A 23,794-nucleotide genomic window follows, 5' to 3' on the forward strand; every position below is an offset into this window, starting at 1 on the left:
TGCGACCGCCTGAACGGCACCCCCAGAAAGTGCCTCGGATGGCGAACCCCAACTGAAGCATTCAGAGAAGAGATGATGAAACTGAGATAGCGGAACCGTCGCAACGACTCTTGAGAATCCACCTGCATCACGGGGTCGACCGGATCGCATCGGGCACCTCGACGCTTCTGGAGGCCCCGGGGCGGATCAACCTGACGCTGCGGGTCGTGACCTGACCCCGGAGGTCGGAGATCGTCGGGTCGGGCCCGACGATGACGGCGCGCGGGTCACCGGGCGAGCGTGCAGCAGCCCGTGAAGCTGCCCCGATCCACCTGGATCAGGTCGAGGCGATAGCCCGCGAGCGCCTCCGACATTCCGTCCGAGCAGATCTCGCGCGAGAGAATGCCGTAGAGCGGGCCGTGGTCGCTGTCGGTGATGAGGGTCCAGGGTTCGCGGCGTCCGCCGACCGGGGCGATTTCGGGCACCTCGATCGAGAGCGATTCAACCGGTGTGGAGAACCCGAGTCTCGCGGGGCGCAGATCGAGGCTCCAGAACGGCTCGGCCCCGTAGCAGACGCGGATCGCGGGCACGTCGCCCCAGTCGTGGCCCGGCTGCCGGTCGAGGAAGCGCATCGCGGCCCAGCCGGCGATTTCACCCAGGTTGACCTGCCCCCACCGGCCGCCCGCGTCCAGCGCGACGACCTCCACGTCGGTCGCGTCCGGGGCCAGGGTGCCGATGATCTCGCCCGCCGTTCCCGGAGCCGCGCGCACGTTCAGCACGTCGTCCGCCGCGACCCCGGTGACCGAGAAGAGCGCGGGCAGACGGGCCTCCTGTGCCGTCGCGGGCAAGGCGAAAAGGAGCAGGAGGAGCGCCAGCGCCCTCATCGTCCGGCGAACCAGGACGCGGAGGCGTGCTGCCGCGTATAGAACTCTCCCATCATCCCGATCATCAGCGCGATCACCCCGATCATCAGCGGATATTCCCAGTTGGTGTAATGGGGGTTGTAGTTGATGAAGGTGTAGCCCCGCGCCTGGTCGATCGCGTGGAAGAGGGGGTTCCAGTCGAAGAAGGCGAGCATATGCGCCGGCAGGGTGTTGGCCACGAACATCTTCCCCGAGGCGATCATGTTCACCCGGCTGTAGACCATGTTCACGATCCGGACGAAGTTCGGCAACCACGGCTTCAGTGCCAGGAGAATGGTGCCGATGGCGGCACCGGAGAACCAGGCGAGCATGAACATGCCGAAGGCGGCGCTCGGATCCGCGATGACGATCGGACGCCAGGCGACATGCACGGCGAATAGGATCAGCACCATCGACAGGACCTGGATGTAGAGCGACGAGAGCGCGGCCGAGAAGATGGCGATGGCCGTGTTCATCGGCGCATGTTTCATCATGGGCGAGGTCGGGCCTTCGGCCCCGGCAAGGGCGCCCAAAGCCTTGATATGCGTCATGAAAAGGAAGATCCCCGACATGATGTAGAGGATGAAATCGCCGCGGAGCGCCGCGCCGCGCAGGCCGAGTACGTTGAAGAGGACGACGAAGGCGGTGATGAAGATCACCGATTGCATGATGTTCATCACGAGGGCCTGAAGGCCCGTCGAATGCCCCCTGCGGATATTGCGGACGGTCGCGTGGTAGACGAGTTCCGTCAGGGTGAACGCGCGGGTGAGCGCGGTATCGCGTCGTTCTACTCTGAACATCGGTCCACTCCTGTCGCGCGCTTGCCCCCAAGGCTCCGCGTGCAATAACCGTATCTTCGCAACGAAAGCATTACTTCAAGGTATATAGGCATGGATTTCGACAAAATGATGTTGGTTCTCCGCAAATTGTCTCTCGAGGCGGGTGAGAGGATCATGGATATCTACGCCGCACCGGACTTCGAGGTGAAGACGAAGTCGGACCAGAGCCCCGTGACCGAGGCCGACGAGGCCGCCGACGCCCATATCTCCGCCGGGCTGCGCGCGGCCTTTCCGGAAGCTGCCGTCGTCACCGAGGAACAGTCGGAGACCCATGACCTCGACGTGCGCGATTTCTTCATCGTCGACCCCCTCGACGGAACGAAGGAATTCGTGAACCGGCGCGGCGACTTCACGGTCAATATCGCCTGGGTCGAGGACGGGGTGCCCCTGCGCGGCGTGGTCTATGCCCCGGCGCGCGAACGCCTCTTCTGGACCCTGCCGGATGGCACGGCGGTCGAGGAGATAGGTCCTTTCGACAAGGAGACCCCCGGCACCGTCACCCCGATCCGCGTGTCCGAGCCCGACAACGACGCGCTGATGGTCGTGGCCAGCAAGTCGCACCGCGATGCCGCGACCGATGCCTACATCGGGAAATATGCCGTCGCCGACATGAAGTCCGCCGGATCCTCGCTCAAGTTCTGCCTCGTCGCGACGGGTGAGGCGGACCTCTATCCCCGTCTCGGCCGGACGATGGAATGGGACACGGCCGCCGGCCATGCCGTGCTCGCCGGGGCCGGAGGACAGGTCGTGCGGTTCGACGATCATACGCCGCTCGGCTACGGCAAGCCCATCTTCGAGAATCCGTTCTTCATCGCACTGGCACCCGGCGTGGCGCTCAAGGCCGGCTGACGGCCCCATTATCGTCTAAATTGCTTTACAGAATTGCCCTGAGAGACGGGCTCAACCAATCTGGGTGTAACATGAAACGATCCGTGACAAAGGCGATCTTCCCGGTGGCGGGCCTCGGGACGCGCTTCCTTCCGGCGACGAAGTCGGTGCCGAAGGAGATCATGACGCTCGTCGACCGGCCGTTGATCCAATACGCCATCGACGAGGCCCGCGCGGCGGGCATCAAGGAGTTCATCTTCGTGACCTCGCGCGGCAAGTCCGCGCTCGAGGACTACTTCGACGACGCGCCCGTCCTCGAGCAGGAACTGCGTCGAAAGAAGAAGAAGGATCTCCTCGACATCCTCAAGAGCACGACCATGGATTCGGGCCAGATCGCCTATATCCGGCAGCATCGGGCGCGGGGCCTCGGCCACGCGGTCGCCTGCGCCCGGCGGCTCATCCACAACGAGCCCTTCGCCGTGATCCTGCCCGACGACGTGATCGCCGCCAACAAGCCCTGCCTGGAACAGATGGTCGAGGCCTATGCGGAGACCGAGGGCAGCATGGTCGCCGCGATGGAGGTGCCGGCGGACCGGACGTCCTCCTACGGAATCCTCGACGTCGAGGAGGGCGAGGGTCAGACGCTACGCGTGCGCGGCATGGTCGAGAAACCCGAGCCGGGAACGGCACCGTCGAACCTCGCCGTGATCGGCCGCTACATCCTGAGCCCGCGCGTCATGAAGCATCTGTCGGGCATCGGCGAGGGCGCGGGCGGCGAGATCCAGCTGACCGACGCGATCGCGCGGGAGGTCGGCGGCGACGGCGTCCACGGGTTCCGCTTCGAGGGACAGCGCTACGACTGCGGCTCGAAGGCGGGGTTCCTGCAGGCGACGGTGGCCTTCGGCCTCGCGCGGGACGACCTGCGCGACGAGCTGTCCGAGTTCCTCTCCGCGCTCAGCCTGAGCACAAGCTGACGGCGATGCCCGGAGTCGACGATCTCTGGGCGGCGTACAAGTTGCGCTGGAGGCGGAGGCGTCTTCTGATCCGTTCGCTTTCGAAGCGCGGGCAGCTTCGCGCGCTCGTCGACCGGACGGGGGCGCTGCCCCGCCGCGCGATCCTCTGCTTTGCGACGGTGCGCAACGAGATGGGGCGACTGCCCGCGTTCCTGGCGCATCATCGGGCGCTGGGTGTCGGGCACTTCCTCGTGGTCGACAACGGCAGCGACGACGGCACTGCGGCCTATCTGGCCGCGCAGGAGGACATCTCGGTCTGGACGACGCAGGGCAGCTACAAATCCTCGCGCTTCGGGGTCGACTGGCTGACCGTTCTGATGATGCGGCACGGGCACGGGCGCTGGTGCCTGACGCTCGATGCCGACGAGCTCTTCGTCTATGCGCATCACGACCGGCGCGACCTGCGGGCGCTCACCGGCTGGCTCGACCATGTCGGCCGGCGCTCCATGGGGGCGCTGATGCTCGACATGTATCCGCGTGGACCGCTGGGCGAGGTGACCGATGCCGTCGCTCCCCTCCGGCAGCTGCCCTATTTCGACGCCGGCAACTACGTGATGGTGCGTCAGCCGAAGCTGCAGAACCTCTGGGTGCAGGGCGGACCGCGGGCACGGGCCTTCTTCCACGCCGACCCGCGGCGCGCACCCACGCTTTCCAAGGTGCCGCTGGTCCGCTGGAACCGTCGCTACGCCTACGTCAGCTCGACCCACTCTCTGCTGCCGCGTCACCTCAACCACGTCTACGACCGCAGGGGCGGGGAAGCCCCGACCGGCGTTCTGCTGCATACGAAGTTCCTGCCCGAGATCCTGCCCAAGTCCGCCGAGGAGAAGGCACGGCGGCAGCATTTCGAAAACTCGACGCTCTACGAGGGGTATTACGACGCGCTCACCGCCGACCCGATACTCTGGACCGAGGCATCGACCCGCTACGAGGGCTGGCGGCAACTCGAGGGGTTGGGCCTTTTGTCACGTGGCGGCTGGGACTGATGCGATGACATATTCGGCTGAAATGCATCGCGGGCGGAGAGGGCAACCGATTGGCTTCATTTCGGAAAGGATGCCGCCTATAGGTCATCAAGCGTTCTCTGATCGGTTTGAAGGTGGTACTGCGTCATGGGGCTGATTTCGTCCTACCGTATGCGCCTGCGCCGCCGATACTGGCGCATCCGCGCCCTGCGCCGCCGCCGGCAGCTCTCGGTCGTGCGCGACCGGACGTCGCGGATCGGGGCCGACGCCATCCTGTCCTTCACCACGGTCCGCAACGAACGCCTCCGGCTGCCGTACTTCCTTGATTATTATCGCAAAAAGGGCGTCGATCATTTCTTCTTCGTCGACAACGGCAGCGATGACGGCACCCGCGACTACCTTGCAGCGCAGGAGGATGTGTCGCTCTGGACGACGACGGCCAGCTACGCGAAATCCGCCTTCGGCGTCGACTGGCTCAACTGGCTGATGCGGCAGCACGCGCATCGACACTGGTGCCTGACGGTCGATGTGGACGAGTTCCTGGTCTACCCGTTCTGCGACACCCGCCCCCTGCGGGCCCTGACCGACTGGCTCGACGCCTCCTCGATCCGCAGCTTCGGCGCGATGCTCCTCGACATGTACCCGAAGGGCCCGATCGGCGCGCAGCCGTACCGCGAAGGGCAGGATCCGTTCGAGATCGCCGCGTGGTTCGACAGCGGCAACTATCTCTTCGAGAAGAACTCGACCTTCGGCAACCTCTGGATCCAGGGGGGCGTACGGGCGCGGCGCTTCTTCGAGGGGGCACCGGGGAAGGCCCCCGCGCTCAACAAGGTGCCGCTCGTCAAATGGCGGCGCGAGTTCGTCTACATCAGTTCGACCCATGCGCTTTTGCCGCGCGGGCTGAACCAGACCTACGACACCATGGGCGGGGAGAAGGCGACCGGCGTGCTGCTGCACGCGAAGTTCCTGAACCTCTTCGTCGACCGCGCCGCCGAGGAGGCGGGCCGCTCCGAACACTACCGCGCCGGAGACGAATACAAGGCCTACGCCGGCGGGCTCGACGCGGATGAAGATCTCTGGTGCAAGTGGTCGGAGCGCTACATCAACTGGCGGCAACTCGAGATCCTCGGCCTGATCTCCAAGGGGAACTGGGCATGACGCTGGGTTTCGTCCTCCTCGTGCATACGGCCTTCGACCGGGCCGAGCAGGTCGCGCGCTATTTCGCCGCGAACGACTGTCCGGTCGTGATCCACGTCGACGGCAAGGTTCGCGCGCGGACCTATCGCGCGTTTCGCGCGCGTTTCCGGGAGGAGCCGAATATCCGCTTCACCCGCCGCGTCCGCGTCGAATGGGGGACATGGTCGCTCGTGCGGGCGACGCAGCTGGCGACCACGCGCCTTCTCGGTCTCTTTCCCGACGTCCGGCACGTCTTCCTCGCCTCCGGATCGTGCCTGCCGCTGAGGCCGGTGGCGGAGCTGCGCAGCTATCTCGACGATCATCCCGAGACCGATTTCATCGAGAGCGTGACGACCGATCAGGTCACGTGGACGGTCGACGGCCTCGAAACCGAGCGGTTCACCCTGCGCTTTCCCTTCTCCTGGCGGAAGCACCGGCGGCTCTTCGACGGCTACGTCCGGCTGCAACGCCGGCTCGGGCTGAAGCGCAGCATCCCGGACGGCGTGTCGCCCCACCTCGGCAGCCAGTGGTGGTGCCTGACGCGCCGCACGCTCGAATCGATCCTCGAGGCCCCCGACCGATCGGCCGTCGATACCTATTTCGCGCGCGTCTGGATCCCGGACGAGAGCTACTTCCAGTCGCTCGTGCGACGCTACGCGACCGAGATCGAGAGCCGATCGCTGACGCTCTCCAAGTTCGACATCCAGGGCAAGCCGCACATCTTCTACGACGATCACCAGCCGCTTCTGGAGCGATCGGACTGCTTCGTCGCGCGCAAGATCTGGCCCCATGCCGACCGGCTCTATGAGACCTTCCTCGACGACAGCCGCGCGCCGACCCGGCGGGCGGAGCCGAACCCCGGCAAGATCGACCGGGTCTTCAGCAAGGCGAACGAGCGTCGGGGGCAGGGGCGCACGGGTCTCTATTCGCAGGCGCGTTTCCCGGCTCCGGGCTACGAGAACGGGCTGACCTGCGGGCGCTACAATGTCTTCTGCGGGCCCGAGCAGCTTTTCGAGGCGTTCGAACCCTGGCTCGCACGGCGGCTCGGCGGGCGCGTCCACGGGCATCTCTATCACCCCGAGAGGGTCGCCTTCGCCGGGGACGAGACGGTGATGAACGGCTGTCTGTCGGACAGCGTGGCGCTGCGCGACTACCGGCCCGAGCAGTTCCTGACCAACCTTCTCTGGTCGACCCGCGGCGAACGGCAGAGCTTCTTCTTCGGGCCGGGCGACGTGCAGGACATCGCGCCCTTCCTAGCGCGCGATCCGAACGCGACGCTGATGCTGGTGACAGGCGCCTGGGCGGTGCCGCTCCATGTCTCGAACGAGCCCTTCGAGGCCGTGAAGGCCGAGGCCGCACGTCTGCAACGGGCGGAGATGGCCTTCGTAAAGGCGCTGCGCAGCCCCGGCGTCGCCGCCCGCGTCCATATGTGGACGCTGGCGGATTTCGTGACCCAGCCGCTGGAAAAGCTGCAAGGCGTTCTCGACGAGATCGTCGGCCCGGGGCCGCGTCGGTTGACCGAAATGCCGGAGATGCACGACCTTTCGGCCTTTCACGGCTTCCTGCAGAAGTTGCGCAACGGCGGGATGAAGCCGCAGGTCATGGGGGATTTCCCGGCCGACTACGGCAGTCGAGAGGGGCGGCACCATGGCTGACCGCTTCGACGCCTTCGTCCTCTTCGCCGAGATGCGGACCGGGTCGAACCACCTTGAGGAGTCGCTCAACGCGCTCGACGGCGTGCAAAGCTTCGGCGAGGTGTTCAACCCCGTCTTCCTCGGCAGTCACAACCGCACGGAACTCTTCGGCATCGACATGGCCGCGCGGGAGGCGGACCCTGCTCCGCTGCTCGATGCGGTGGTGTCGGAGCCGGGACTGACCGGGTTCCGGTTCTTTCACGACCACGATCCCCGCGTCCTCGATGAGATCCTCGACAATCCGCGCATCGCCAAGGTCGTGCTGACGCGCAATCCGCTCGACAGCTACGTCTCTCTCGCCATCGCGTCGCAGACTGGGCAGTGGCGGCTCACGAACCCGAAGATGGCCAAGGCCGCGACGGCACGCTTCGTGGCGGAGGATTTCGACGCGCTGATCGAGCGGCAAATGACCTTCCGCGACCATGTGCAGCGACGCTTGCAGGTGTCGGGGCAGGGGGCGTTCTGGATCGCCTACGACGACATCGGGGATCTGGACGTTCTCAATGGTCTGGCCGCCTATCTTGGCGCGGGCAGCCGGCTGGCGGAGGTGCCCGGCAAGCTCAAGCGGCAGAACCCGGGCGATGTGGAGGACAAGGTCGAGAACCCCGGGGAGATGCGCGCCCATCTCGCCACGCTCGACCCGTTCCTGCTCACGCGGTCCGTCAACGTCGAGCCACCGCGCGGGCCGGCCGTACCGACGCTGATGGCGGCAGCCGATAGCCCGCTTCTGGCGCTGCCACTCCCTGGCGGCCCGACCGAGGCGATCCGGGCGTGGCTCACCGTGCTCGACGGGGCACCGCCGGTCGAGGGGATGACGCAGAAGGACCTGCGGCCCTGGATGCGCAAGGCCAAGGGGTTCGTCAGTTTCGCCATCGTGCGTCACCCGCTCCTGCGCGCGTATCGGGCTTTCGAGCGGATGCAGTCCGGCAAGGGAAACGCGGCCAATACCCTGCGCCGGGTGGTAGCGAACCAACATGGGGTCGATCCAGACGGACCGGCCCGGGACGCGTTTCTGGGATTTCTGAAATTCCTGAAAGCCAATCTGAACGGTCAGTCCTCCCTGCCCGTCGCACCCGAATGGGCAAGTCAGGCGGCGCTTCTGTCGGGGATGGCACAGGCCGTTCTGCCGCAGCGCCTGATCCGTGAAGAGGAGGCCGCAGAGGAGCTCGCGCGGCTCGCCGGGCGCGTCGGTCGATCGGCCCCGGCGTTCGAGATGCCGATGCCGGCGGACGTCGTGGCCCTTCTCGATTCGGAGGTGGAGGACGCCTGCATCCAAGCCTATCGGCGCGATTTCCTCGCCTTCGGCTTCAAGCGCTGGAAGAACTCCTGACGGTCAGGCGGCGACGGACGGCTGCGCCTCGGTGATGACCGTATAGAGCAGCGCCGGATCGCCGTTCGCCCGCAGCTTGGCGCAGAGCGAAGCATCGCGCAGCGTGCGCGAGACGAGGGCCAGTGCCTTCAGATGGGCGACGCCGGCCCCCTCCGGCGCGAAGAGCGCGAAGACCAGATCGACGGGTTTGCGGTCGGTCGCGTCGAAATCGAGCGGCGTTTCGAGCCGGAAAAACGCGCCATGCACCTGTTCGAGATCAGGCAGGCGGGCGTGGGGCAGGGCGACGCCGCCGCCCACACCCGTCGTGCCGAGCGCCTCCCGCTCCTGCAGGGCGGAGAAGGCGGCGTCGTAGGACATCTCGTGCTCGGCCTGCATGACTTCGGCCAGGTCGCAGAACAGTCGCTTCTTGCTGGACGCCTTTGGCAATACCTTCACGGCCCCGGGGGCCAGGATCTCGCTCAGCTGCATGTGCTCGTCCTCGTCGGTGCCGACGTTGCGGCGTCAGGTGCTGGTTGCGGGGTCTATCCAGCCGACGTTTCCGTCGTCGCGCTTATAGACCACGTTCACGCCGCCGCCCTTTTCGTTCTTGAAGACCAGCACAGGCGCGCCGGCCAACTCCATCTGCATGACCGCTTCACCAACCGACAGGGACGGGATCTTCGCTTCCATCTCTGCCACGATGACGGGGGCAAGCGAATCCGGCTCGTCCTCGGTCTCTTCCGCGGCGAGGATATATGAGGCGGCACCCGAAAGTTCAACCGGTTGGCTGCGTTCCTGGTGGTGGTTCTTCAGCCGGCGCTTGTAGCGGCGGAGCTGCTTGTCCATCTTCTCGCTGCAGCCGTCGAAGGCGGCGTAGATCTCCGTCGCCTTGCCCTTGGCCTGCGCCGTCAGGCCCGTCGACAGATGCACCGTCGCCTCGCAGCAGTATTCATGCGCCGACTTGGAAAACACGACATTCGCGTCCGTGGGGCGCTGCGAATACTTCTCCACGACCGAGCCGAGCTCCGTCTTCACGTGGGTCTGCAGGGCCTCGCCGATGTCGATCTGCTTTCCGGTAATCTGGTAGCGCATGATTCCTCCTTGGATAATTCGGAGCGGACCCGTCCGCCGGCGCGCGTTTCCTCGGGTGTGTGGCACCGGGCCGGTCGCGTGAGCGGCGGTCTGCACGGTCGTCCCATCGTGCGGGACAGGGGCAGCGGGTCGGGACTCCATTCTCCGATTGGGCGCTTTTCGTGACCCCCATGTCAATCTTGAAACGTGTCGAAATCGCTCCTAGCGTGCGAAGCCGCGCCGTTCAGCGCGAGAACCCCTCACCCAGGTAGACACGGCGCACGTTGTCGTTCGCCACGACCTCGTCGGGCGTGCCGGACATCAGCACGCCACCGTCGTTCAGGATGTAGGCCCGATCGACGATTTCCAGCGTTTCCCGGACGTTGTGATCGGTGATGAGCACGCCGATGCCGCGCGATTTCAGCTCCACCACGAGGCTGCGGATATCGCCCACGGCGATCGGGTCGACGCCGGCGAAGGGCTCGTCGAGGAGCAGGTAGCGGGGATTCGCCGCGAGGCAGCGGGCGATTTCGGCGCGCCGCCGCTCACCGCCGGAAAGGGCGAGTGCGGAGGCCCGGCGCAGGTGCTCGATATTGAACTCGCTCAGAAGCTCCTCGAGCCGCTCGCGCCGCCGGTGCCGCTTGGGCTCGGCGACCTCGAGGATCGCCATGATGTTCTGCTCGACCGTCAGACCGCGGAAGATCGACATCTCCTGCGGGAGGTAGCCGATGCCGGCCTTGGCGCGGCGATACATCGGCAGCCAGGTCACCTCCGTCCCGTCGAGGCTGACGGTGCCGCCGTCGGGCGTCACGAGGCCCGCGATGCAGTAGAACGTCGTCGTCTTGCCCGAGCCGTTCGGCCCGAGGAGCGCGACCACTTCGCCGCGCGCGAGGTCCATCGACACGTCGCGGATGACGGGGCGCTTCTTGTAGGACTTGCGCAGGTTGCGAATGTGCAGGCCGCCGCCTCCTTCGGTCACCGAAAGGCCGCCGGTCACGGTTGCAGCGTCGTGCGGACGCGCCCGGTCACCGTGCCGGCGCCCGAATCGAGGTTCACCGTCAGCCGGTCGCCGGCGAGCGTATTGCCGGCCTGCGTGACCACGACGTCGCCCGTCAGCAGGATGTCGGAGGAGCCGAGCGTATAGACCGCCTCCTGTCCCTCGGCTGCGTCCTCGCCCGCAACGATCAGCACGTCGCCGTTCGCGTTCAGCCGCTCGATCCGGCGGTCGCCCTCCGTGGTGGCGTAGTCCACGGTCACCTGCCGGGCCGACAGCCGAAGCTCGCCCTGCGCGATCACGACGTTGCCGGTGAGCGTCGCGCGGCCCGTCGCCTGATCGACCTCGAGGTTGTCGGCGGCCACCTCGACGGGCGCGGAACTGTCGAAATCGCCGCGTCCGAAGCCGATGTCGGCGGTCTGCGCCCACGTCGGGGCGGCCAGGAGGGAAAAGGCGATCACGCGCAGGAACATTGTCATCATCCGGTTCAGCTTGGGGGCGTGTATAGCAGGTCCACTCCGTTCGTGAACACCAACCGTCCGGCACCCGTCTCCGGGTCTTCGGTGAGCGACATGCCCCCGGCACGCAGGGTGCCGAGCGGCCCCTCGCCCCGCACCTCGCCCGGGGCCTCGACCGCAAGCGTGCCAAGCGTGCCCGAAAGCGCCTCGGTCCGCAGGGCATAGCCCGTCGACGTGTCGATCCGCACATCGCCCAGAAGCTCGATCGTGCGGGTGCCGGTGTCGACGTTGCCCCTGCGCGAGACCACGGTGGCCCGCCCGCCGTCGGTGTCCTCGAGCACGAGGCGCAGCGTCTCGGCGGACATCAGGCGCGGATTCGCGGAATCTGGCCGGGCCGCGCGCGCCGAGAGGTCGAAGGCCGTGCGTCCCTGCGAGACGCCGGTGAACCGCGGCATCGTGAGTTGCTGGTCGTTCGCGCGTTCGGAGACGTCGACGGTGGCAAGGGGGATCGCGTCCTCGGGGTTCACCCGGCGCGCCAGCAGGAACATGCTCGACAGCAGAAGCAGGGCCAGCACCGGCAGCACGAGCGCCGCCAGACGGACGAGGCGGCTGTAGAGGGGGTTGCTCGGGCTTCGATCCAGCATGGGTTCTCTCTAGGCCGGGCGCGCGCCTTTAGGAATGGGCGAAGATGTCGGTCTCCGGGTACCCGATCAGGTCGAGTTTCGCGCGCGTCGGCAGGAAGTCGAAACAGGCCTGCGCGATCTCGGTCCGGCCCTCGCGCGCGAGCCGGGCGTCGAGCTTCTCCTTGAGGCGATGGAGATAGAGCACGTCGGATGCGGCGTAGGCCATCTGCGCCTCGGTCAGCGTCTCGGCACCCCAGTCGGAGGTCTGCTGCAGCTTGGAGATATCCTCCTGCAGGAGTTCGGACAGCAGCGCCTTCAGCCCGTGCCGGTCGGTGTAGGTGCGCACGAGGCGCGAGGCGATCTTGGAGCACCAGACCGGTTGCGCCAGCGCGCCGAAGCTGTGGAAGATCGCCGCGATGTCGAAGCGGCCGTAGTGGAAGAGCTTGAGCACCGCCGGGTCATTCACGAGCCGCGCGAGGTTCGGGGCCTCGGTCTGCCCCTGCGCGACCTGCACCAGATGCGCGGTGCCGTCCCCCGACGACAGCTGCACGAGGCAGAGCCGGTCGCGGTGCGGGTTGAGGCCCATCGTCTCGCAGTCGATAGCGACCGAAGGCCCGAGGTCGAGCCCGTCGGGCAGGTCGCCCTTGTGCAGGGTGATCTTGTCCTGTGCGATGGTCATCGGGGGCCTCCGTACGCCGGGATCGGATGCAAGAACGCCCGGCGGCCATTGCAGCGCGCCGGGCGTTTCTTGATGGTCGACCGTGGTGCCCAGGAGAGGACTCGAACCTCCACTCCCATACAGGAACTGGCACCTGAAGCCAGCGCGTCTACCAATTCCGCCACCTGGGCATCCACGGTGGGCGGTGCGTATCTCCGGCACCCGGGCGTGTCAATCGCCACCGGATAGAAACTGACGCGGAAAATCGAAACTCTTGCCCGCGCCTGCCCCGGGGGGTATCGCAGGGCCAATTCCAGGAGGCCCCTCCATGCAGAAGCTCGTCACCATCTTCGGCGGTTCCGGTTTCGTCGGCCGCTACATCGCGCGCCGGATGGCCAAGCAGGGCTGGCGCGTGCGCGTCGCCTGCCGCCGTCCGAACGAAGCGCATTTCGTCCGGATGTACGGTGCCGTGGGGCAGGTAGAGCCGGTCTTCGCCAACATCCGCGACGACGCCTCGGTCGCCGCCGCGCTCTCGGGGGCGGATGCGGCGGTCAATTGCGTCGGCGTCTTGGCCGAGGCCGGGCCGAATACATTCGACGCGACCCAGGCCGAAGGGGCGACGCGGATCGCGCGCCTCGCCGCCGCCGAGGGGATCGCGACGATGGTGCACATCAGTGCCATCGGAGCCGATGCCGAGAGCGACAGCGACTACGCCCGCACCAAGGCCGAGGGCGAGGCCGGCGTGCAGGAGCATATGCCGGGGGCCGTCATCCTGCGGCCCTCGATCGTCTTCGGACCCGAGGACGAATTCTTCAACCGCTTCGCCGGAATGGCGCGCTTCGCGCCGGTCCTGCCGGTCGTGGGGCCGAACACGCGGTTCCAGCCGGTCTTCGTCGACGACGTGGCGGCCGCCGCGGAATTCGCCCTGCTGGGCAAGGCGCAGACCGGGATCTACGAGCTGGGCGGGCCGGATGTGGATACCTTCCGCGAGCTGATGCAGACCATGCTCAAGGTGATCCGCCGGCGCGCCCTCGTGGTGACCGTGCCGTTCTTCGTCGCGCGGATCATGGCTTCGGTCCTCGACTTCGCGCAGACGGCGACGCTGGGCATCCTCCACAACGGCACGCTGACGCGCGACCAGGTGCGCAACCTTGCCCGCGACAACGTGGTCACGGGCGACCGTCCGGGTTTCGAGGCGCTGGGCGTCGCGCCCACGACGATGGAATCGGTGCTGCCCGGCTATCTCTGGCGCTTCCGCCCGTCGGGCCAGTATTCCGATATCAAGGACAGCGCGAAGAACCTGAAGACCTGACCTGAGGGTCTTTCGCGCTAGATCGCGGTCCTGAACCGAGAGGACCGCAATGGCCAAGACATCCCGCGACCTGACCGAAGGCCCCGTCTGGAAGGCGCTTGCCGTGCTTTCGGGGCCGATGATGCTGGGCATCCTCGCGGTGATCTCGACGGGCCTCGTCGACGCCTATTTCCTCTCGAAGGTCTCGTCCGAGGCCCTTGCGGCGGTGGGTTTCGTCTACCCGGTGACGACGGCGATCTCCTCGCTTTCGATTGGGCTCTCGGCGGGGGCGGGTGCCATCATCGCGCAGGCGCTCGGGCGGCGCGAGGACGACGACGACGTGACCCGGCGGGGCCTGCACGCGCTTGGCATCGGCCTCGTACTCGCGGCTCTGGCCTCGGCGCTCTTCTGGCTGCTCGACGGGCCGCTGTTCGCGTTGCTGGGTGCGGAGCCGGAGGTGCTCGAGGCGGCGCTGCGCTACACGCCGCTCTGGTGTCTGTCGTTTCCGTTCCTCGTGTCGATGATGCTCATCAACGCGATCTTCCGTGCCCACGGCAGCGGCCTCGCCTCCGCCGGCATCATGGTGTTCTCGGCGGTCGTGAATGTCGCGACGACGCCCGTCTTCATCCTGGGTCTCGGTCCGCTTCCGGCGCTCGGCATAACCGGGGCTGCGCTCGGGACGCTGGTGGCGATGGTGACGGCCTCGATCCTGGCCGTGGCGCTGGCCCTTCGGGCCGGCACGCTGCAACCCTGTTCGGAGCCGCTTCGGGACTTCTGGCGCAACGCGAAGACCATCGCCTCGATCGGCGGCCCGGCGGCGACGTCGAACGCGATCAACCCGGCCGGCATGGCGCTCGTCACGGGGGCGGTGGCGACCGTGGGCTCCGCCGCGGTCGGCGGCTTCGGCGCGGCGACGCGGGTGGAATCGCTCGTGGCGGTGCCGCTCCTGGCGCTGTCGTCGGGCATCGGGCCGGTCGTCGGTCAGAACTGGGGCGCGGAGATGCGCGACCGTTCGCGCGAAGCGCTGCGCCTCTGCCTTCAGTTCTCGGTGGGATACGGGCTTCTGGTGGCGATTGCGCTGACGCTCTTCGCGGGCCCGATCGCGAGCGCTTTCGGTGCCGGGGATGACAGCACTGCGGCCGCCGAATCCTACCTGCGGGTCGTCGGCTGGTCGATCTTCGGGTTCGGGATGCTGGTGACGGGGAACGCGGCGCTCAACGCGATCTCGAAGGCGGGCCATGCGATGACGCTTTCGGTCGCGCGGGTGCTGGTGGTCTACGTGCCGCTCGCCTGGCTCGGCGTCACGCTCTTCGGCTACGCGGGCGTTCTGGGCGCGGCGGTCGTGGCCAATATTTTCGGAGCCTGGGCCGTTCTGGTCGCGGCGCGGGCGACGGACCTCCTGAAGACGGACGTGGCCCCGGTGGGTGCGCCGGCGCGCGTGGTGCCGGATTGAGGCGAGCGGGCAGGGACGACCGTTCCTAGAGATACACCCAGCCGAGCAGAAACGCCCCGAGCATCATCCGGTAGATGACGTAGGGCGTGAAGCTGACCGTGCGGAGGAGGCGCATCATCAGGGCGAGCGCGGCCAACGCCGCGAGGAAGGCCATCAGCGCGGCCACGCCCGCGTCGCGCAGGAGCTGCCCGTCGGCCTGACCCACGACCTCGAGCGACAGGAGCGCGCCCGAGGCGATGATCGTCGGGATCGACATGAGCATGGCGATGCGCGCCGCGTCCTCCCGCGTATAGCCCATGGCGCGCGCGCCGGTGATGCAGATGCCCGAGCGCGACGTGCCGGGAATGAGGGCGAGCGCCTGCCAGAGGCCGAAGGACACGGCCTGCTTCGGGGTCCAGTCGGCGAGGTCCTTCTCCTCCGCGCCGATGCGGTCGAACCACCACAGGAGCGCGCCGAAGAGGATGGTCGCCCAGCCGATGACCTCCACCGAGCGCAGCAGATAGGTCAGGTGCATGAGCTGCAGCACGAGACCCACGATGACGACGGGGATCGTGGCGACGGCGAGGCCCAGGGCGAGCCGGGCATCGGGGCCGCCGCGCCCGCGCAGCAGGTCGCGCGTGCCGGCGAGGGCGCGGGCGACCTCGGAGCGGAAGTAGAGGACGACCGCGCCGAGCGTGCCGACGTGCAGCGCGACGTCGAGGGCCGTGCCCTGATCGGCGATGCCGGTGAGCTGCGGCACCAGGATGAGATGGGCGGAGGAGGAGACGGGCAGAAACTCGGTCACGCCCTGGACGATCGCCAGGAGGATGAGGTGCCAGAGTGCCATTTGGGTCGCCCGATTCGCCTTGTTTTGCGCAGCATGGCGAAGGCCGATGGGCAAAGAAAGGCACCGGATAGGTCCGATTCGACCCTAAATTCGACGATTTGTCGCGGCGATGGCACGAAACCCTCGTGCAAAAGGACTATTTAGGTCAGCATTATTGACTTTATACTTCCGCGCACATCGTCTATGCGGGACATCTGATTTGGCAGGAGGGATTCATGGCCGGCAACAAGATGCTCCAGTTCGTCACCGTCGACCGCCAGACGCCCGAGAAGCGCGAGGCGACCGATCGCAAGACGGACTTCGGAGAGATCTATCGCGAGTTTGCCGCCGAGCGGGCCGCCGAGCAGGCCGGCCGCTGCTCGCAATGCGGCGTGCCCTATTGCCAGACCCATTGCCCGCTGCACAACAACATCCCCGACTGGCTGCGCCTCGTGGCAGAAGGCCGGCTCGAGGAAGCCTACGAGGTCAGCCAGGCGACCAATACCTTCCCCGAGATCTGCGGCCGCATTTGCCCGCAGGATCGCCTGTGCGAGGGCAACTGCGTGATCGAGCAGTCGGGCCACGGCACCGTCACCATCGGCGCGGTCGAGAAGTACATCACCGACACCGCCTTCGAGAATGGCTGGGTGCCGTCGATCAAGCCGCGGCGCGAGCGCACGGAGAGCGTTGGCATCATCGGCGCGGGCCCCGGGGGGCTGGCGGCTGCGGATGTGCTGCGCCGGGCCGGCGTGCAGGTGACGGTCTATGACCGCTACGACCGCGCGGGCGGGCTGATGACCTACGGCATTCCCGGCTTCAAGCTGGAAAAGGATGTGGTCATGCGCCGCAACGACCAGCTGGCCGAGGGGGGCGTGACGTTCGTGCTGAACTGCGAGGTGGGTTCCGACATCACATTCGACGAGATCCGCGAGAAGCACGATGCCGTCATCGTCGCCACCGGCGTCTACAAGTCGCGCGAGCTCGACGGGGCGAACGCGGATGCGCGCGGCGTCGTGCGGGCCATCGACTATCTGACCGCGTCCAACCGCAAGAGCTTCGGCGATGCGGTGCCCGAATTCGACGACGGCTCGCTCGATGCGGAAGGAAAGCGCGTCGTGGTGATCGGGGGTGGCGACACGGCGATGGATTGCGTGCGCACGGCGATCCGCCAGGGTGCGACCAGCGTGAAGTGCCTCTACCGGCGCGACCGCGCCAACATGCCCGGCTCCCAGCGCGAGGTGGCCAACGCCGAGGAGGAGGGCGTCGAGTTCGTCTGGCTGACCGCGCCGGCGGGCTTCGAAGCGGGGCTGCAGGAGGCGATGGAGGGCGGCCCGGCCGTCACCGGCGTCAACGTGCAGAGGATGCGCCTGGGCGAGCCCGACGCGACCGGGCGGCAAAAGCCCGAGCTGATCGAGGGGGCCGACTACGTGGAGGAGGCGGATCTCGTCATCAAGGCGCTGGGCTTCGAGCCCGAGGCGCTGCCGACGCTCTGGTCCAAGCCCGAGCTGGAGGTGACTCGCTGGGGCACGATCAAGGCCGATTTCCGCACGCATGAGACGCCGCTCGAAGGTGTCTATGCCGTGGGTGACATCGTGCGCGGAGCCTCCCTCGTCGTCTGGGCGATCCGAGACGGGCGCGAGGCGGGCGAGGCGATCCTGGCGAAACTCGCCGGGGCCGATGTGCCCGTGATCGCTGCCGAGTAAGGGGCCCTGCCCCATCCCTGATCCCCGCCGAAACCGGCGACCCGACCCGAGAGGCCCCATGGCTCCGACCGTTGACACCGTGCTGCAGGACGAGGACCTGATGCTGCGCTGGCTGCCCGGCAGCGCGCGGCGCATGGTCGTCGTCTTCACCGGCATGAGCGCGGGCTTCGGGGGCGCGCCGCTCGACGAGTTCGCCGGATCGGCCTCGCGCCGGGGCGAGAACAACGTGCTGTTCGTGACCGACCGCCGGGCGAGCTGGTACGCGGCTCCGGGGCTCTGGCCCAAGGTCGTCCGGCTGGTGCGGTATCTGCGCAAGTCCGAGGGGATCGAGGAGATCGTGACCCTGGGCACGTCGATGGGCGGCTACGGCGCGCTCCTCCTGCCGCGGGAGATGCGGGTGCGCCGGGCGATCGCCTTCTCGCCGCAGCTGACGCTCGACCGCACGCTCACGGACGATACGCGCTGGCCCGACGTCATGGGCAAGTACGGCCAGATGCCCGCGCGCAACGTCGGCGAGACCTTCGGGGCGACGCGGACGCAGTACTACCTGACCGCCGGGGGCGGCTGTGTCGAGGATGTGGAGCAATTGGGATTCGCGCCCGAGATCAAGCGCGTGCACCGCTGGGTTCTGCCCAAGAGCAAGCACAACCTCGCCGGGCGTCTCAAGGAACTGGGCCTGCTCTACGAGGTGATCGGTGCCGCCATCCGGGGCCGCAAGGCACGGGTCGAGACCCTCTATGCGCGTTATGCGAGGGCTATCGCATGAGCTGGGTCGACGTCTATCGCCGCGATGGTCGGCTGGAGGGTCGCTGCCTCTGCGGGGCGGTGCGCATCGAGGTGTCGGGCGCGCATCTCGCCGGCATCGGGGTCTGCCATTGCCTGATGTGCCAGCGCTGGACCGGCGGGCTCTACGGCGCGTTCGAGGCGGAGGCCGCGGCGGTCACCGTGACCGGGCCGGTGACGCGCTATGCCTCGACCGACTGGTCCGAGCGTGCCTTCTGCACGACCTGCGGCAGCAGCCTCTGGCTGCGCAATACCGACAAGGCGGACCTGCCCTACGAGCTGATGCCGGGGCTCTTCGCCGGGGCGGCGGAGTTTCCGCTCCTCTCCGAAATCTATACCGACCGGCGACCGGCCTACCTGCCGCTTGCCGGAGATCACCGAACCAAGACCCGGGCCGAATACGAACGGGACAATCGTGCCATCGAGGGAGACGATCCATGACGCATTACTTCAGCGATTGGGAACGCGACGAGCTGACCCGCCGTGCGGAGATCGCCGGACAGAGCCTCTACCACGAGGAGAGCGAGCACGCCTCCTGCGGCGTGGGCCTCGTCGTCGACGTGTCGGGCAAGCGGTCGCGCAAGGTGGTTCAGGCGGGCATCGACGCGCTCAAGGCGATCTGGCACCGCGGCGCGGTGGATGCCGACGGCAAGACGGGTGACGGCGCGGGTATCCACGTGCAGATCCCGGTGGAGTTCTTCAAGGACCAGATCCGCCGCACCGGGCACGAGCCCCACGAGGGCAAGCGCATCGCCATCGGCCAGGTCTTCCTGCCGCGCAACGACTTCGGCGCGCAGGAAACATGCCGCACCATCGTCGAGACCGAAGTGCTGCGGATGGGTTACTACATCTACGGCTGGCGGCACGTGCCGGTGAACATCGAGTGCCTGGGCGAGAAGGCCAACGCGACCCGGCCCGAGATCGAGCAGATCCTGATCTCGAACGTGAAGGGCGTCGACGAGGACACCTTCGAGCGCGAGCTCTACGTCATCCGTCGCCGGATCGAGAAGGCCGCCATCGCGGCGCAGATCAACGGGCTCTACCTCGCGTCGCTGTCGTGCCGGGGCGTGATCTACAAGGGGATGATGCTGGCCGAGCAGGTGGCGGAGTTCTATCCGGACCTGCAGGACGAGCGCTTCGAGAGCGCCTTCGCGATCTACCACCAGCGTTATTCGACCAACACCTTCCCGCAGTGGTGGCTGGCGCAGCCTTTCCGGATGCTGGCGCACAACGGCGAGATCAACACGCTCAAGGGCAACATCAACTGGATGAAGTCCCACGAGATCCGCATGGCGTCCTCGACGTTCGGAGAGATGGCGGAGGACATCAAGCCGATCGTGCCGCAGGGCGCGTCGGATTCGGCGGCGCTCGACTCGGTCTTCGAGGTGATGGTGCGCGCGGGCCGCTCGGCCCCGATGGCGAAGACGATGCTGGTGCCGGAATCGTGGTCGCAGTCGGCGGTGGAACTGCCCGACGCCTGGCGCGACATGTACGCCTATTGCAACGCGGTGATGGAGCCGTGGGACGGGCCTGCCGCGCTCGCCATGACCGATGGCCGCTGGGTCTGCGCCGGTCTCGACCGCAACGGCCTGCGCCCGATGCGCTACACGCTGACGGGCGACGGCCTGCTGATCGCCGGGTCCGAGGCCGGGATGGTGCCGGTGGATGAGGCCACCTGCGTCGAGAAGGGCGCGCTCGGTCCCGGCCAGATGATCGCGGTGGACATGGAGAAGGGGAAGCTCTTCCACGACACGGCCATCAAGGACAAGCTCGCCCGCGCGCTGCCCTTCGGCGACTGGGTCGAGAAGATCACCGACCTGGGCGACATCACCAAGGGCGTGGCCGAGACGGCCGTCCACGCGGGTGCGGAGCTGCGCCGGCGGCAGGTGGCCGCGGGCTATTCGGTGGAAGAGCTGGAGCAGATCCTCGCGCCGATGGCCGAAGACGGGAAGGAGGCTCTGGCCTCGATGGGCGACGACACGCCCTCGGCCGTTCTCTCGGAGAAGTACCGCCCGCTCAGCCACTTCTTCCGGCAGGCGTTCAGCCAGGTGACGAACCCGCCCATCGACAGCCTGCGCGAATTCCGGGTGATGAGCCTGAAGACGCGCTTCGGCAACCTCAAGAACGTGCTCGATGAAGACGGCTCGCAGACCGAGATCCTCGAATTGCCCTCGCCTTTCGTCGGCAACGCACAGTTTCAGGCGATGTTCGAGCATTTCGAGGATTCGGTCACGACCATCGACTGCACCTTCCCCGCCGATGCCTCCTACGGGGCCCTGAAGGAGGGGCTGGAACGCATCCGGGCCGAGGCGGAGGACGCGGTGCGTTCGGGCGCGGGGCATATCGTGCTGACCGATCGTCTGCAGGACGAAGACAAGGTCGCCATGCCGATGATCCTCGCTACTTCTGCGGTGCATTCGTGGCTGACGCGCAAGGGCCTGCGCACCTTCTGCTCCATCAACGTACGCGCGGCCGAGTGCATCGACCCGCATTACTTCGCCGTCCTCATCGGCTGCGGGGCGACGACCGTGAACGCCTATCTCGCGCAGGACAGCCTTGCCGACCGGATCGAGAAGGGCCTGCTCGATTGCTCCCTCGACGAGGCGGTCGAGCGTTATCGCAAGGCGATCGACGCGGGCCTTCTGAAGATCATGGCCAAGATGGGCATCTCGGTCATCTCCTCCTATCGCGGGGGCCTGAACTTCGAGGCCGTGGGCCTGTCCCGTGCGATGTGCGCCGAGTATTTCCCGGGGATGCTCAGCCGCATCTCGGGCATCGGCACCAATGGTATCCAGAAGAAGCTGGAGGCCGTCCACGCCGCCGCCTATCACGGCGCGTCGAACGTCCTGCCGATCGGGGGCTTCTACAAGGCGCGCCGCTCGGGCGAGAAGCACGCCTGGGAAGCGCAGACCATGCACATGCTGCAGGCGGCCTGCGACCGGGGGTCGTTCGAGCTTTGGAAGCAGTTCAGCCACGCGATGCAGTCGAACCCGCCGATCCACCTGCGCGATCTGCTGGCGATCAAGCCCAAGGGCGCGCCGATCCCGATCGAGGAGGTCGAGAGCATCACCTCGATCCGCAAGCGCTTCGTGACGCCGGGCATGTCGCTGGGGGCGCTCAGCCCCGAGGCGCACAAGCTGCTGAACGTCGCGATGAACCGGATCGGCGCGAAGTCCGACTCGGGCGAGGGTGGCGAGGATCCGGCGCATTTCGTGCCGGAGCCGAATGGCGACAACCCGTCGGCGAAGATCAAGCAGGTCGCATCCGGCCGCTTCGGTGTCACTGCCGAGTACCTGAACCACTGCGAGGAGCTTGAGATCAAGGTCGCGCAGGGCGCGAAGCCCGGCGAGGGCGGGCAGCTTCCGGGCATGAAGGTCACGGACCTGATCGCGCGGCTGCGGCACTCGACCAAGGGCGTGACGCTGATCTCGCCGCCGCCGCACCACGACATCTATTCGATCGAGGACCTCGCGCAGCTGATCTACGACCTCAAGCAGATCAACCCGCGCTGCAAGGTGACGGTGAAGCTGGTGGCCTCGTCCGGTGTCGGCACGATTGCGGCGGGTGTCGCCAAGGCCAAGGCCGACGTCATCCTGATCTCGGGGCACAATGGCGGCACCGGGGCCAGCCCGGCGACCAGCATCAAGTATGCCGGTCTGCCGTGGGAGATGGGGCTCACCGAGGCGCATCAGGTTCTTGCCATGAACAACCTGCGCGAGCGGGTCACCCTGCGGACCGATGGCGGGCTGCGAACGGGCCGCGACATCGTCATGGCCGCGATGATGGGGGCCGAGGAGTACGGCATCGGCACCGCGGCGCTGATCGCGATGGGCTGCATCATGGTGCGTCAGTGCCAGTCGAACACCTGCCCCGTCGGCGTCTGCACGCAGGACGAGCGCCTGCGCGCGAAGTTCACCGGCACGGCGGACAAGGTGGTGAACCTCATCACCTTCTACGCGCAGGAGGTGCGCGAGATCCTGGCCGAGATCGGTGCGCGGTCGCTCGACGAGGTGATCGGACGGGCGGACCTGCTGACGCAGGTGTCGCGTGGCTCGGCCCATCTCGATGATCTGGACCTCAACCCGCTTCTCATTACCGTCGACGGTGCCGACCGCATCACCTACGACCGCGAGAAGGCCCGCAATGCCGTGCCCGACACGCTCGATGCGCAGATCGTGAAGGACGCCGCGCGGTTCCTGAACGACGGCGAGAAGATGCAGCTGCAATACGCGGTGCAGAACACGCACCGGACCGTCGGCACGCGGATTTCGAGCCACGTCGTGAGCGCCTTCGGAATGCGCAATTCCCTGCAGCCCGATCACCTGACGGTCAAGCTCCAGGGCTCGGCCGGGCAGTCGCTCGGCGCGTTCCTCTCGCCGGGGTTGAAGCTCGAAGTGTCGGGCGACGCGAACGACTACGTGGGCAAGGGCCTCTCGGGCGGGATGATCGTGGTGCGGCCGGCAATGGCCTCGCCGCTCAAGGCCGACGAGAACACGATCATCGGCAATACGGTCCTCTACGGCGCGACCGACGGGCACCTCTTCGCCGCCGGCCGGGCGGGTGAGCGCTTCGCGGTCCGCAATTCCGGCGCGAAGGTGGTGATCGAGGGCTGCGGCTCGAACGGATGCGAGTACATGACCGGTGGTGTCGCTGTGATCCTCGGCCGGATCGGTGCCAACTTCGGGGCGGGCATGACGGGCGGCATGGCCTATCTCTACGACTCGGAGGGCCGTGCCGAGACGCTGATGAACATGGAGACGCTGGTGACCTGCCCGGTGACCGTCGCCCATTGGGAGAGCCAGCTGCGCAACCTGATCGAGCGCCATGCCGCCGAGACGAACTCCAAGCTCGCGCAGAAGATCCTCTCGGACTGGGAGCGCGAGAAAGCGCATTTCCTGCAGGTCTGCCCGAAGGAAATGCTCGTCCACCTGCCCGCGCCGCTTAGCGAGGAAGAAGGGGCGATCCCGGCGGAGTGAAACTGGGTATTGCAGGGCCCTCGGTTGTGAGGGCCCTGCATTTTTTGACTAGCCAGATCGGAGTTCATGCGCCCGTTGGCGAGATCCGATGTGGGTTTTCTCGGTAAGAACGTCCGCAATCCTAGCGGCATTGGTGCCAAATTTGGCCGCAATGAAGTATTGGGCGTCACCTGACCAGCGGAGAAGCCATACAAAGACTGCCTCTTCAAAGGTCAAGCTTGATCGCCTGACTCGTATATTGTTGAGTCGCGGATAAATCATTCGAGTTCCTTTCGGT

At 67.0% G+C, this 23,794-nt stretch carries 21 protein-coding genes, 1 tRNA gene and 1 pseudogene; 13 read left to right on the plus strand and 10 right to left on the minus strand.

What is annotated here, in order from left to right; all coding sequences use genetic code 11:
* Positions 1-125: 125 nt before the first annotated feature.
* A pseudogene (locus tag HSX43_RS15575) lies at positions 126-215 on the plus strand (alpha-ketoglutarate-dependent dioxygenase AlkB); the annotation flags it as partial.
* 51 nt (positions 216-266) lie between these two features.
* On the opposite strand, the gene HSX43_RS15580 reads toward HSX43_RS15575, so the two are convergent.
* Both HSX43_RS15580 and HSX43_RS15585 read right to left on the minus strand, forming a co-directional pair.
* A complete protein-coding gene (locus HSX43_RS15580; protein WP_179381062.1) occupies positions 267-863 on the minus strand; it encodes an SH3 domain-containing protein in 597 nt (198 codons plus the stop codon).
* On the minus strand, positions 860-1,681 hold the full coding sequence (locus HSX43_RS15585; RefSeq protein WP_179381063.1) for an ABC transporter permease: 822 nt from the start codon (positions 1,679-1,681) through the stop codon (positions 860-862). The genes HSX43_RS15580 and HSX43_RS15585 overlap by 4 nt, the downstream gene beginning before the upstream one ends.
* A gap of 90 nt (positions 1,682-1,771) precedes the next feature.
* Here HSX43_RS15585 and cysQ point away from each other — a divergent pair, with 90 nt between their 5' ends.
* The 6 genes from cysQ (at position 1,772) to HSX43_RS15615 (ending at position 8,723) form a co-directional block, all read left to right on the plus strand.
* Positions 1,772-2,569, plus strand: a complete 798-nt coding sequence (cysQ, locus tag HSX43_RS15590; protein WP_179381064.1) for a 3'(2'),5'-bisphosphate nucleotidase CysQ — start codon at positions 1,772-1,774, stop codon at positions 2,567-2,569.
* A gap of 71 nt (positions 2,570-2,640) precedes the next feature.
* The gene (gene galU, locus HSX43_RS15595) at positions 2,641-3,522 is read left to right on the plus strand and encodes a UTP--glucose-1-phosphate uridylyltransferase GalU (protein WP_179381065.1); all 882 of its coding nucleotides are present in this window, start codon (positions 2,641-2,643) and stop codon (positions 3,520-3,522) included.
* Between the two features lie 5 nt (positions 3,523-3,527).
* Positions 3,528-4,544 carry a glycosyltransferase family 2 protein gene (locus HSX43_RS15600; protein ID WP_179381066.1) on the plus strand — a complete coding sequence of 339 codons (1,017 nt, stop codon included), beginning with the start codon at positions 3,528-3,530 and terminating at the stop codon, positions 4,542-4,544.
* A gap of 126 nt (positions 4,545-4,670) precedes the next feature.
* A complete protein-coding gene (locus HSX43_RS15605) occupies positions 4,671-5,681 on the plus strand; it encodes a glycosyltransferase family 2 protein (protein ID WP_179381067.1) in 1,011 nt (336 codons plus the stop codon).
* Positions 5,678-7,354, plus strand: coding sequence for a DUF5927 domain-containing protein (locus tag HSX43_RS15610; RefSeq protein ID WP_179381068.1), 1,677 nt, complete (start codon positions 5,678-5,680; stop codon positions 7,352-7,354). The genes HSX43_RS15605 and HSX43_RS15610 overlap by 4 nt, the downstream gene beginning before the upstream one ends.
* Complete coding sequence (locus tag HSX43_RS15615; protein WP_179381069.1) at positions 7,347-8,723, plus strand: nodulation protein NodH; 1,377 nt, start codon at positions 7,347-7,349, stop codon at positions 8,721-8,723. Before HSX43_RS15610 ends, HSX43_RS15615 begins: the two co-directional genes overlap by 8 nt.
* A gap of 3 nt (positions 8,724-8,726) precedes the next feature.
* On the opposite strand, the gene HSX43_RS15620 is transcribed toward HSX43_RS15615, so the two are convergent.
* From HSX43_RS15620 to HSX43_RS15650, 7 genes are all read right to left on the minus strand, one after another.
* Positions 8,727-9,191 (minus strand): PTS sugar transporter subunit IIA, encoded by a 465-nt coding sequence (locus tag HSX43_RS15620; protein ID WP_179381070.1) that lies wholly within the window; start codon positions 9,189-9,191, stop codon positions 8,727-8,729.
* A 33-nt stretch (positions 9,192-9,224) separates the two neighbouring features.
* Positions 9,225-9,794, minus strand: a complete 570-nt coding sequence (hpf, locus tag HSX43_RS15625; protein WP_179381071.1) for a ribosome hibernation-promoting factor, HPF/YfiA family — start codon at positions 9,792-9,794, stop codon at positions 9,225-9,227.
* 223 nt (positions 9,795-10,017) lie between these two features.
* The gene (gene lptB, locus HSX43_RS15630) at positions 10,018-10,770 is read right to left on the minus strand and encodes an LPS export ABC transporter ATP-binding protein (protein ID WP_179381072.1); all 753 of its coding nucleotides are present in this window, start codon (positions 10,768-10,770) and stop codon (positions 10,018-10,020) included.
* The gene (gene lptA, locus HSX43_RS15635) at positions 10,767-11,240 is read right to left on the minus strand and encodes a lipopolysaccharide transport periplasmic protein LptA (RefSeq protein ID WP_179381073.1); all 474 of its coding nucleotides are present in this window, start codon (positions 11,238-11,240) and stop codon (positions 10,767-10,769) included. Before lptA ends, lptB begins: the two co-directional genes overlap by 4 nt.
* Before the next feature lie 14 nt (positions 11,241-11,254).
* Positions 11,255-11,869: an LPS export ABC transporter periplasmic protein LptC gene (gene lptC / locus HSX43_RS15640; protein ID WP_179381074.1), complete on the minus strand. Its 615-nt coding sequence runs from the start codon at positions 11,867-11,869 to the stop codon at positions 11,255-11,257.
* Between the two features lie 28 nt (positions 11,870-11,897).
* Positions 11,898-12,527, minus strand: coding sequence for a ribonuclease D (locus HSX43_RS15645; protein ID WP_179381075.1), 630 nt, complete (start codon positions 12,525-12,527; stop codon positions 11,898-11,900).
* Positions 12,528-12,610: 83 nt separating this feature from the next.
* Positions 12,611-12,697: transfer RNA gene (locus HSX43_RS15650), tRNA-Leu, on the minus strand.
* 137 nt (positions 12,698-12,834) lie between these two features.
* Here HSX43_RS15650 and HSX43_RS15655 point away from each other — a divergent pair.
* Both HSX43_RS15655 and HSX43_RS15660 read left to right on the plus strand, forming a co-directional pair.
* Complete coding sequence (locus tag HSX43_RS15655; RefSeq protein WP_179381076.1) at positions 12,835-13,818, plus strand: complex I NDUFA9 subunit family protein; 984 nt, start codon at positions 12,835-12,837, stop codon at positions 13,816-13,818.
* A gap of 49 nt (positions 13,819-13,867) precedes the next feature.
* The gene (locus tag HSX43_RS15660) at positions 13,868-15,250 is read left to right on the plus strand and encodes an MATE family efflux transporter (protein ID WP_179381077.1); all 1,383 of its coding nucleotides are present in this window, start codon (positions 13,868-13,870) and stop codon (positions 15,248-15,250) included.
* Positions 15,251-15,275: 25 nt separating this feature from the next.
* On the opposite strand, the gene HSX43_RS15665 is transcribed toward HSX43_RS15660, so the two are convergent.
* Positions 15,276-16,076, minus strand: a complete 801-nt coding sequence (locus HSX43_RS15665; RefSeq protein WP_179381078.1) for an undecaprenyl-diphosphate phosphatase — start codon at positions 16,074-16,076, stop codon at positions 15,276-15,278.
* Positions 16,077-16,291: 215 nt separating this feature from the next.
* On the opposite strand from HSX43_RS15665, the gene HSX43_RS15670 reads away from it, so the two are divergent.
* From HSX43_RS15670 to gltB, 4 genes are read left to right on the plus strand one after another with little or no spacing between them, the layout of a single operon-like run.
* Positions 16,292-17,758, plus strand: a complete 1,467-nt coding sequence (locus tag HSX43_RS15670) for an NAD(P)-dependent oxidoreductase (protein ID WP_179381079.1) — start codon at positions 16,292-16,294, stop codon at positions 17,756-17,758.
* A gap of 58 nt (positions 17,759-17,816) precedes the next feature.
* Positions 17,817-18,524, plus strand: a complete 708-nt coding sequence (locus tag HSX43_RS15675; RefSeq protein WP_179381080.1) for a hypothetical protein — start codon at positions 17,817-17,819, stop codon at positions 18,522-18,524.
* Positions 18,521-18,982, plus strand: coding sequence for a GFA family protein (locus tag HSX43_RS15680; protein WP_179381081.1), 462 nt, complete (start codon positions 18,521-18,523; stop codon positions 18,980-18,982). Before HSX43_RS15675 ends, HSX43_RS15680 begins: the two co-directional genes overlap by 4 nt.
* The gene (gene gltB, locus HSX43_RS15685) at positions 18,979-23,517 is read left to right on the plus strand and encodes a glutamate synthase large subunit (protein WP_179381082.1); all 4,539 of its coding nucleotides are present in this window, start codon (positions 18,979-18,981) and stop codon (positions 23,515-23,517) included. Before HSX43_RS15680 ends, gltB begins: the two co-directional genes overlap by 4 nt.
* The last annotated feature ends 277 nt before the right edge of the window (positions 23,518-23,794 follow it).

It is taken from the genome of Jannaschia marina, from assembly GCF_013404595.1.
Classification (GTDB): domain Bacteria; phylum Pseudomonadota; class Alphaproteobacteria; order Rhodobacterales; family Rhodobacteraceae; genus Jannaschia; species Jannaschia marina.

Bases quoted from the DNA above. Each gene is read 5' to 3' on its own strand.
- HSX43_RS15585 (WP_179381063.1), bottom strand. From the start codon at position 1,681: ATGTTCAGAGTAGAACGACGCGATACCGCGCTCACCCGCGCGTTCACC.
- HSX43_RS15675 (WP_179381080.1), top strand. From the start codon at position 17,817: ATGGCTCCGACCGTTGACACCGTGCTGCAGGACGAGGACCTGATGCTG.
- lptC (WP_179381074.1), bottom strand. From the start codon at position 11,869: ATGCTGGATCGAAGCCCGAGCAACCCCCTCTACAGCCGCCTCGTCCGT.
- HSX43_RS15665 (WP_179381078.1), bottom strand. From the start codon at position 16,076: ATGGCACTCTGGCACCTCATCCTCCTGGCGATCGTCCAGGGCGTGACC.
- HSX43_RS15645 (WP_179381075.1), bottom strand. From the start codon at position 12,527: ATGACCATCGCACAGGACAAGATCACCCTGCACAAGGGCGACCTGCCC.
- HSX43_RS15615 (WP_179381069.1), top strand. From the start codon at position 7,347: ATGGCTGACCGCTTCGACGCCTTCGTCCTCTTCGCCGAGATGCGGACC.
- HSX43_RS15680 (WP_179381081.1), top strand. From the start codon at position 18,521: ATGAGCTGGGTCGACGTCTATCGCCGCGATGGTCGGCTGGAGGGTCGC.
- HSX43_RS15580 (WP_179381062.1), bottom strand. From the start codon at position 863: ATGAGGGCGCTGGCGCTCCTCCTGCTCCTTTTCGCCTTGCCCGCGACG.
- HSX43_RS15600 (WP_179381066.1), top strand. From the start codon at position 3,528: ATGCCCGGAGTCGACGATCTCTGGGCGGCGTACAAGTTGCGCTGGAGG.
- hpf (WP_179381071.1), bottom strand. From the start codon at position 9,794: ATGCGCTACCAGATTACCGGAAAGCAGATCGACATCGGCGAGGCCCTG.
- gltB (WP_179381082.1), top strand. From the start codon at position 18,979: ATGACGCATTACTTCAGCGATTGGGAACGCGACGAGCTGACCCGCCGT.
- HSX43_RS15660 (WP_179381077.1), top strand. From the start codon at position 13,868: ATGGCCAAGACATCCCGCGACCTGACCGAAGGCCCCGTCTGGAAGGCG.
- HSX43_RS15670 (WP_179381079.1), top strand. From the start codon at position 16,292: ATGGCCGGCAACAAGATGCTCCAGTTCGTCACCGTCGACCGCCAGACG.
- HSX43_RS15605 (WP_179381067.1), top strand. From the start codon at position 4,671: ATGGGGCTGATTTCGTCCTACCGTATGCGCCTGCGCCGCCGATACTGG.
- HSX43_RS15655 (WP_179381076.1), top strand. From the start codon at position 12,835: ATGCAGAAGCTCGTCACCATCTTCGGCGGTTCCGGTTTCGTCGGCCGC.
- galU (WP_179381065.1), top strand. From the start codon at position 2,641: ATGAAACGATCCGTGACAAAGGCGATCTTCCCGGTGGCGGGCCTCGGG.
- HSX43_RS15620 (WP_179381070.1), bottom strand. From the start codon at position 9,191: ATGCAGCTGAGCGAGATCCTGGCCCCCGGGGCCGTGAAGGTATTGCCA.
- lptA (WP_179381073.1), bottom strand. From the start codon at position 11,240: ATGTTCCTGCGCGTGATCGCCTTTTCCCTCCTGGCCGCCCCGACGTGG.
- cysQ (WP_179381064.1), top strand. From the start codon at position 1,772: ATGGATTTCGACAAAATGATGTTGGTTCTCCGCAAATTGTCTCTCGAG.
- HSX43_RS15610 (WP_179381068.1), top strand. From the start codon at position 5,678: ATGACGCTGGGTTTCGTCCTCCTCGTGCATACGGCCTTCGACCGGGCC.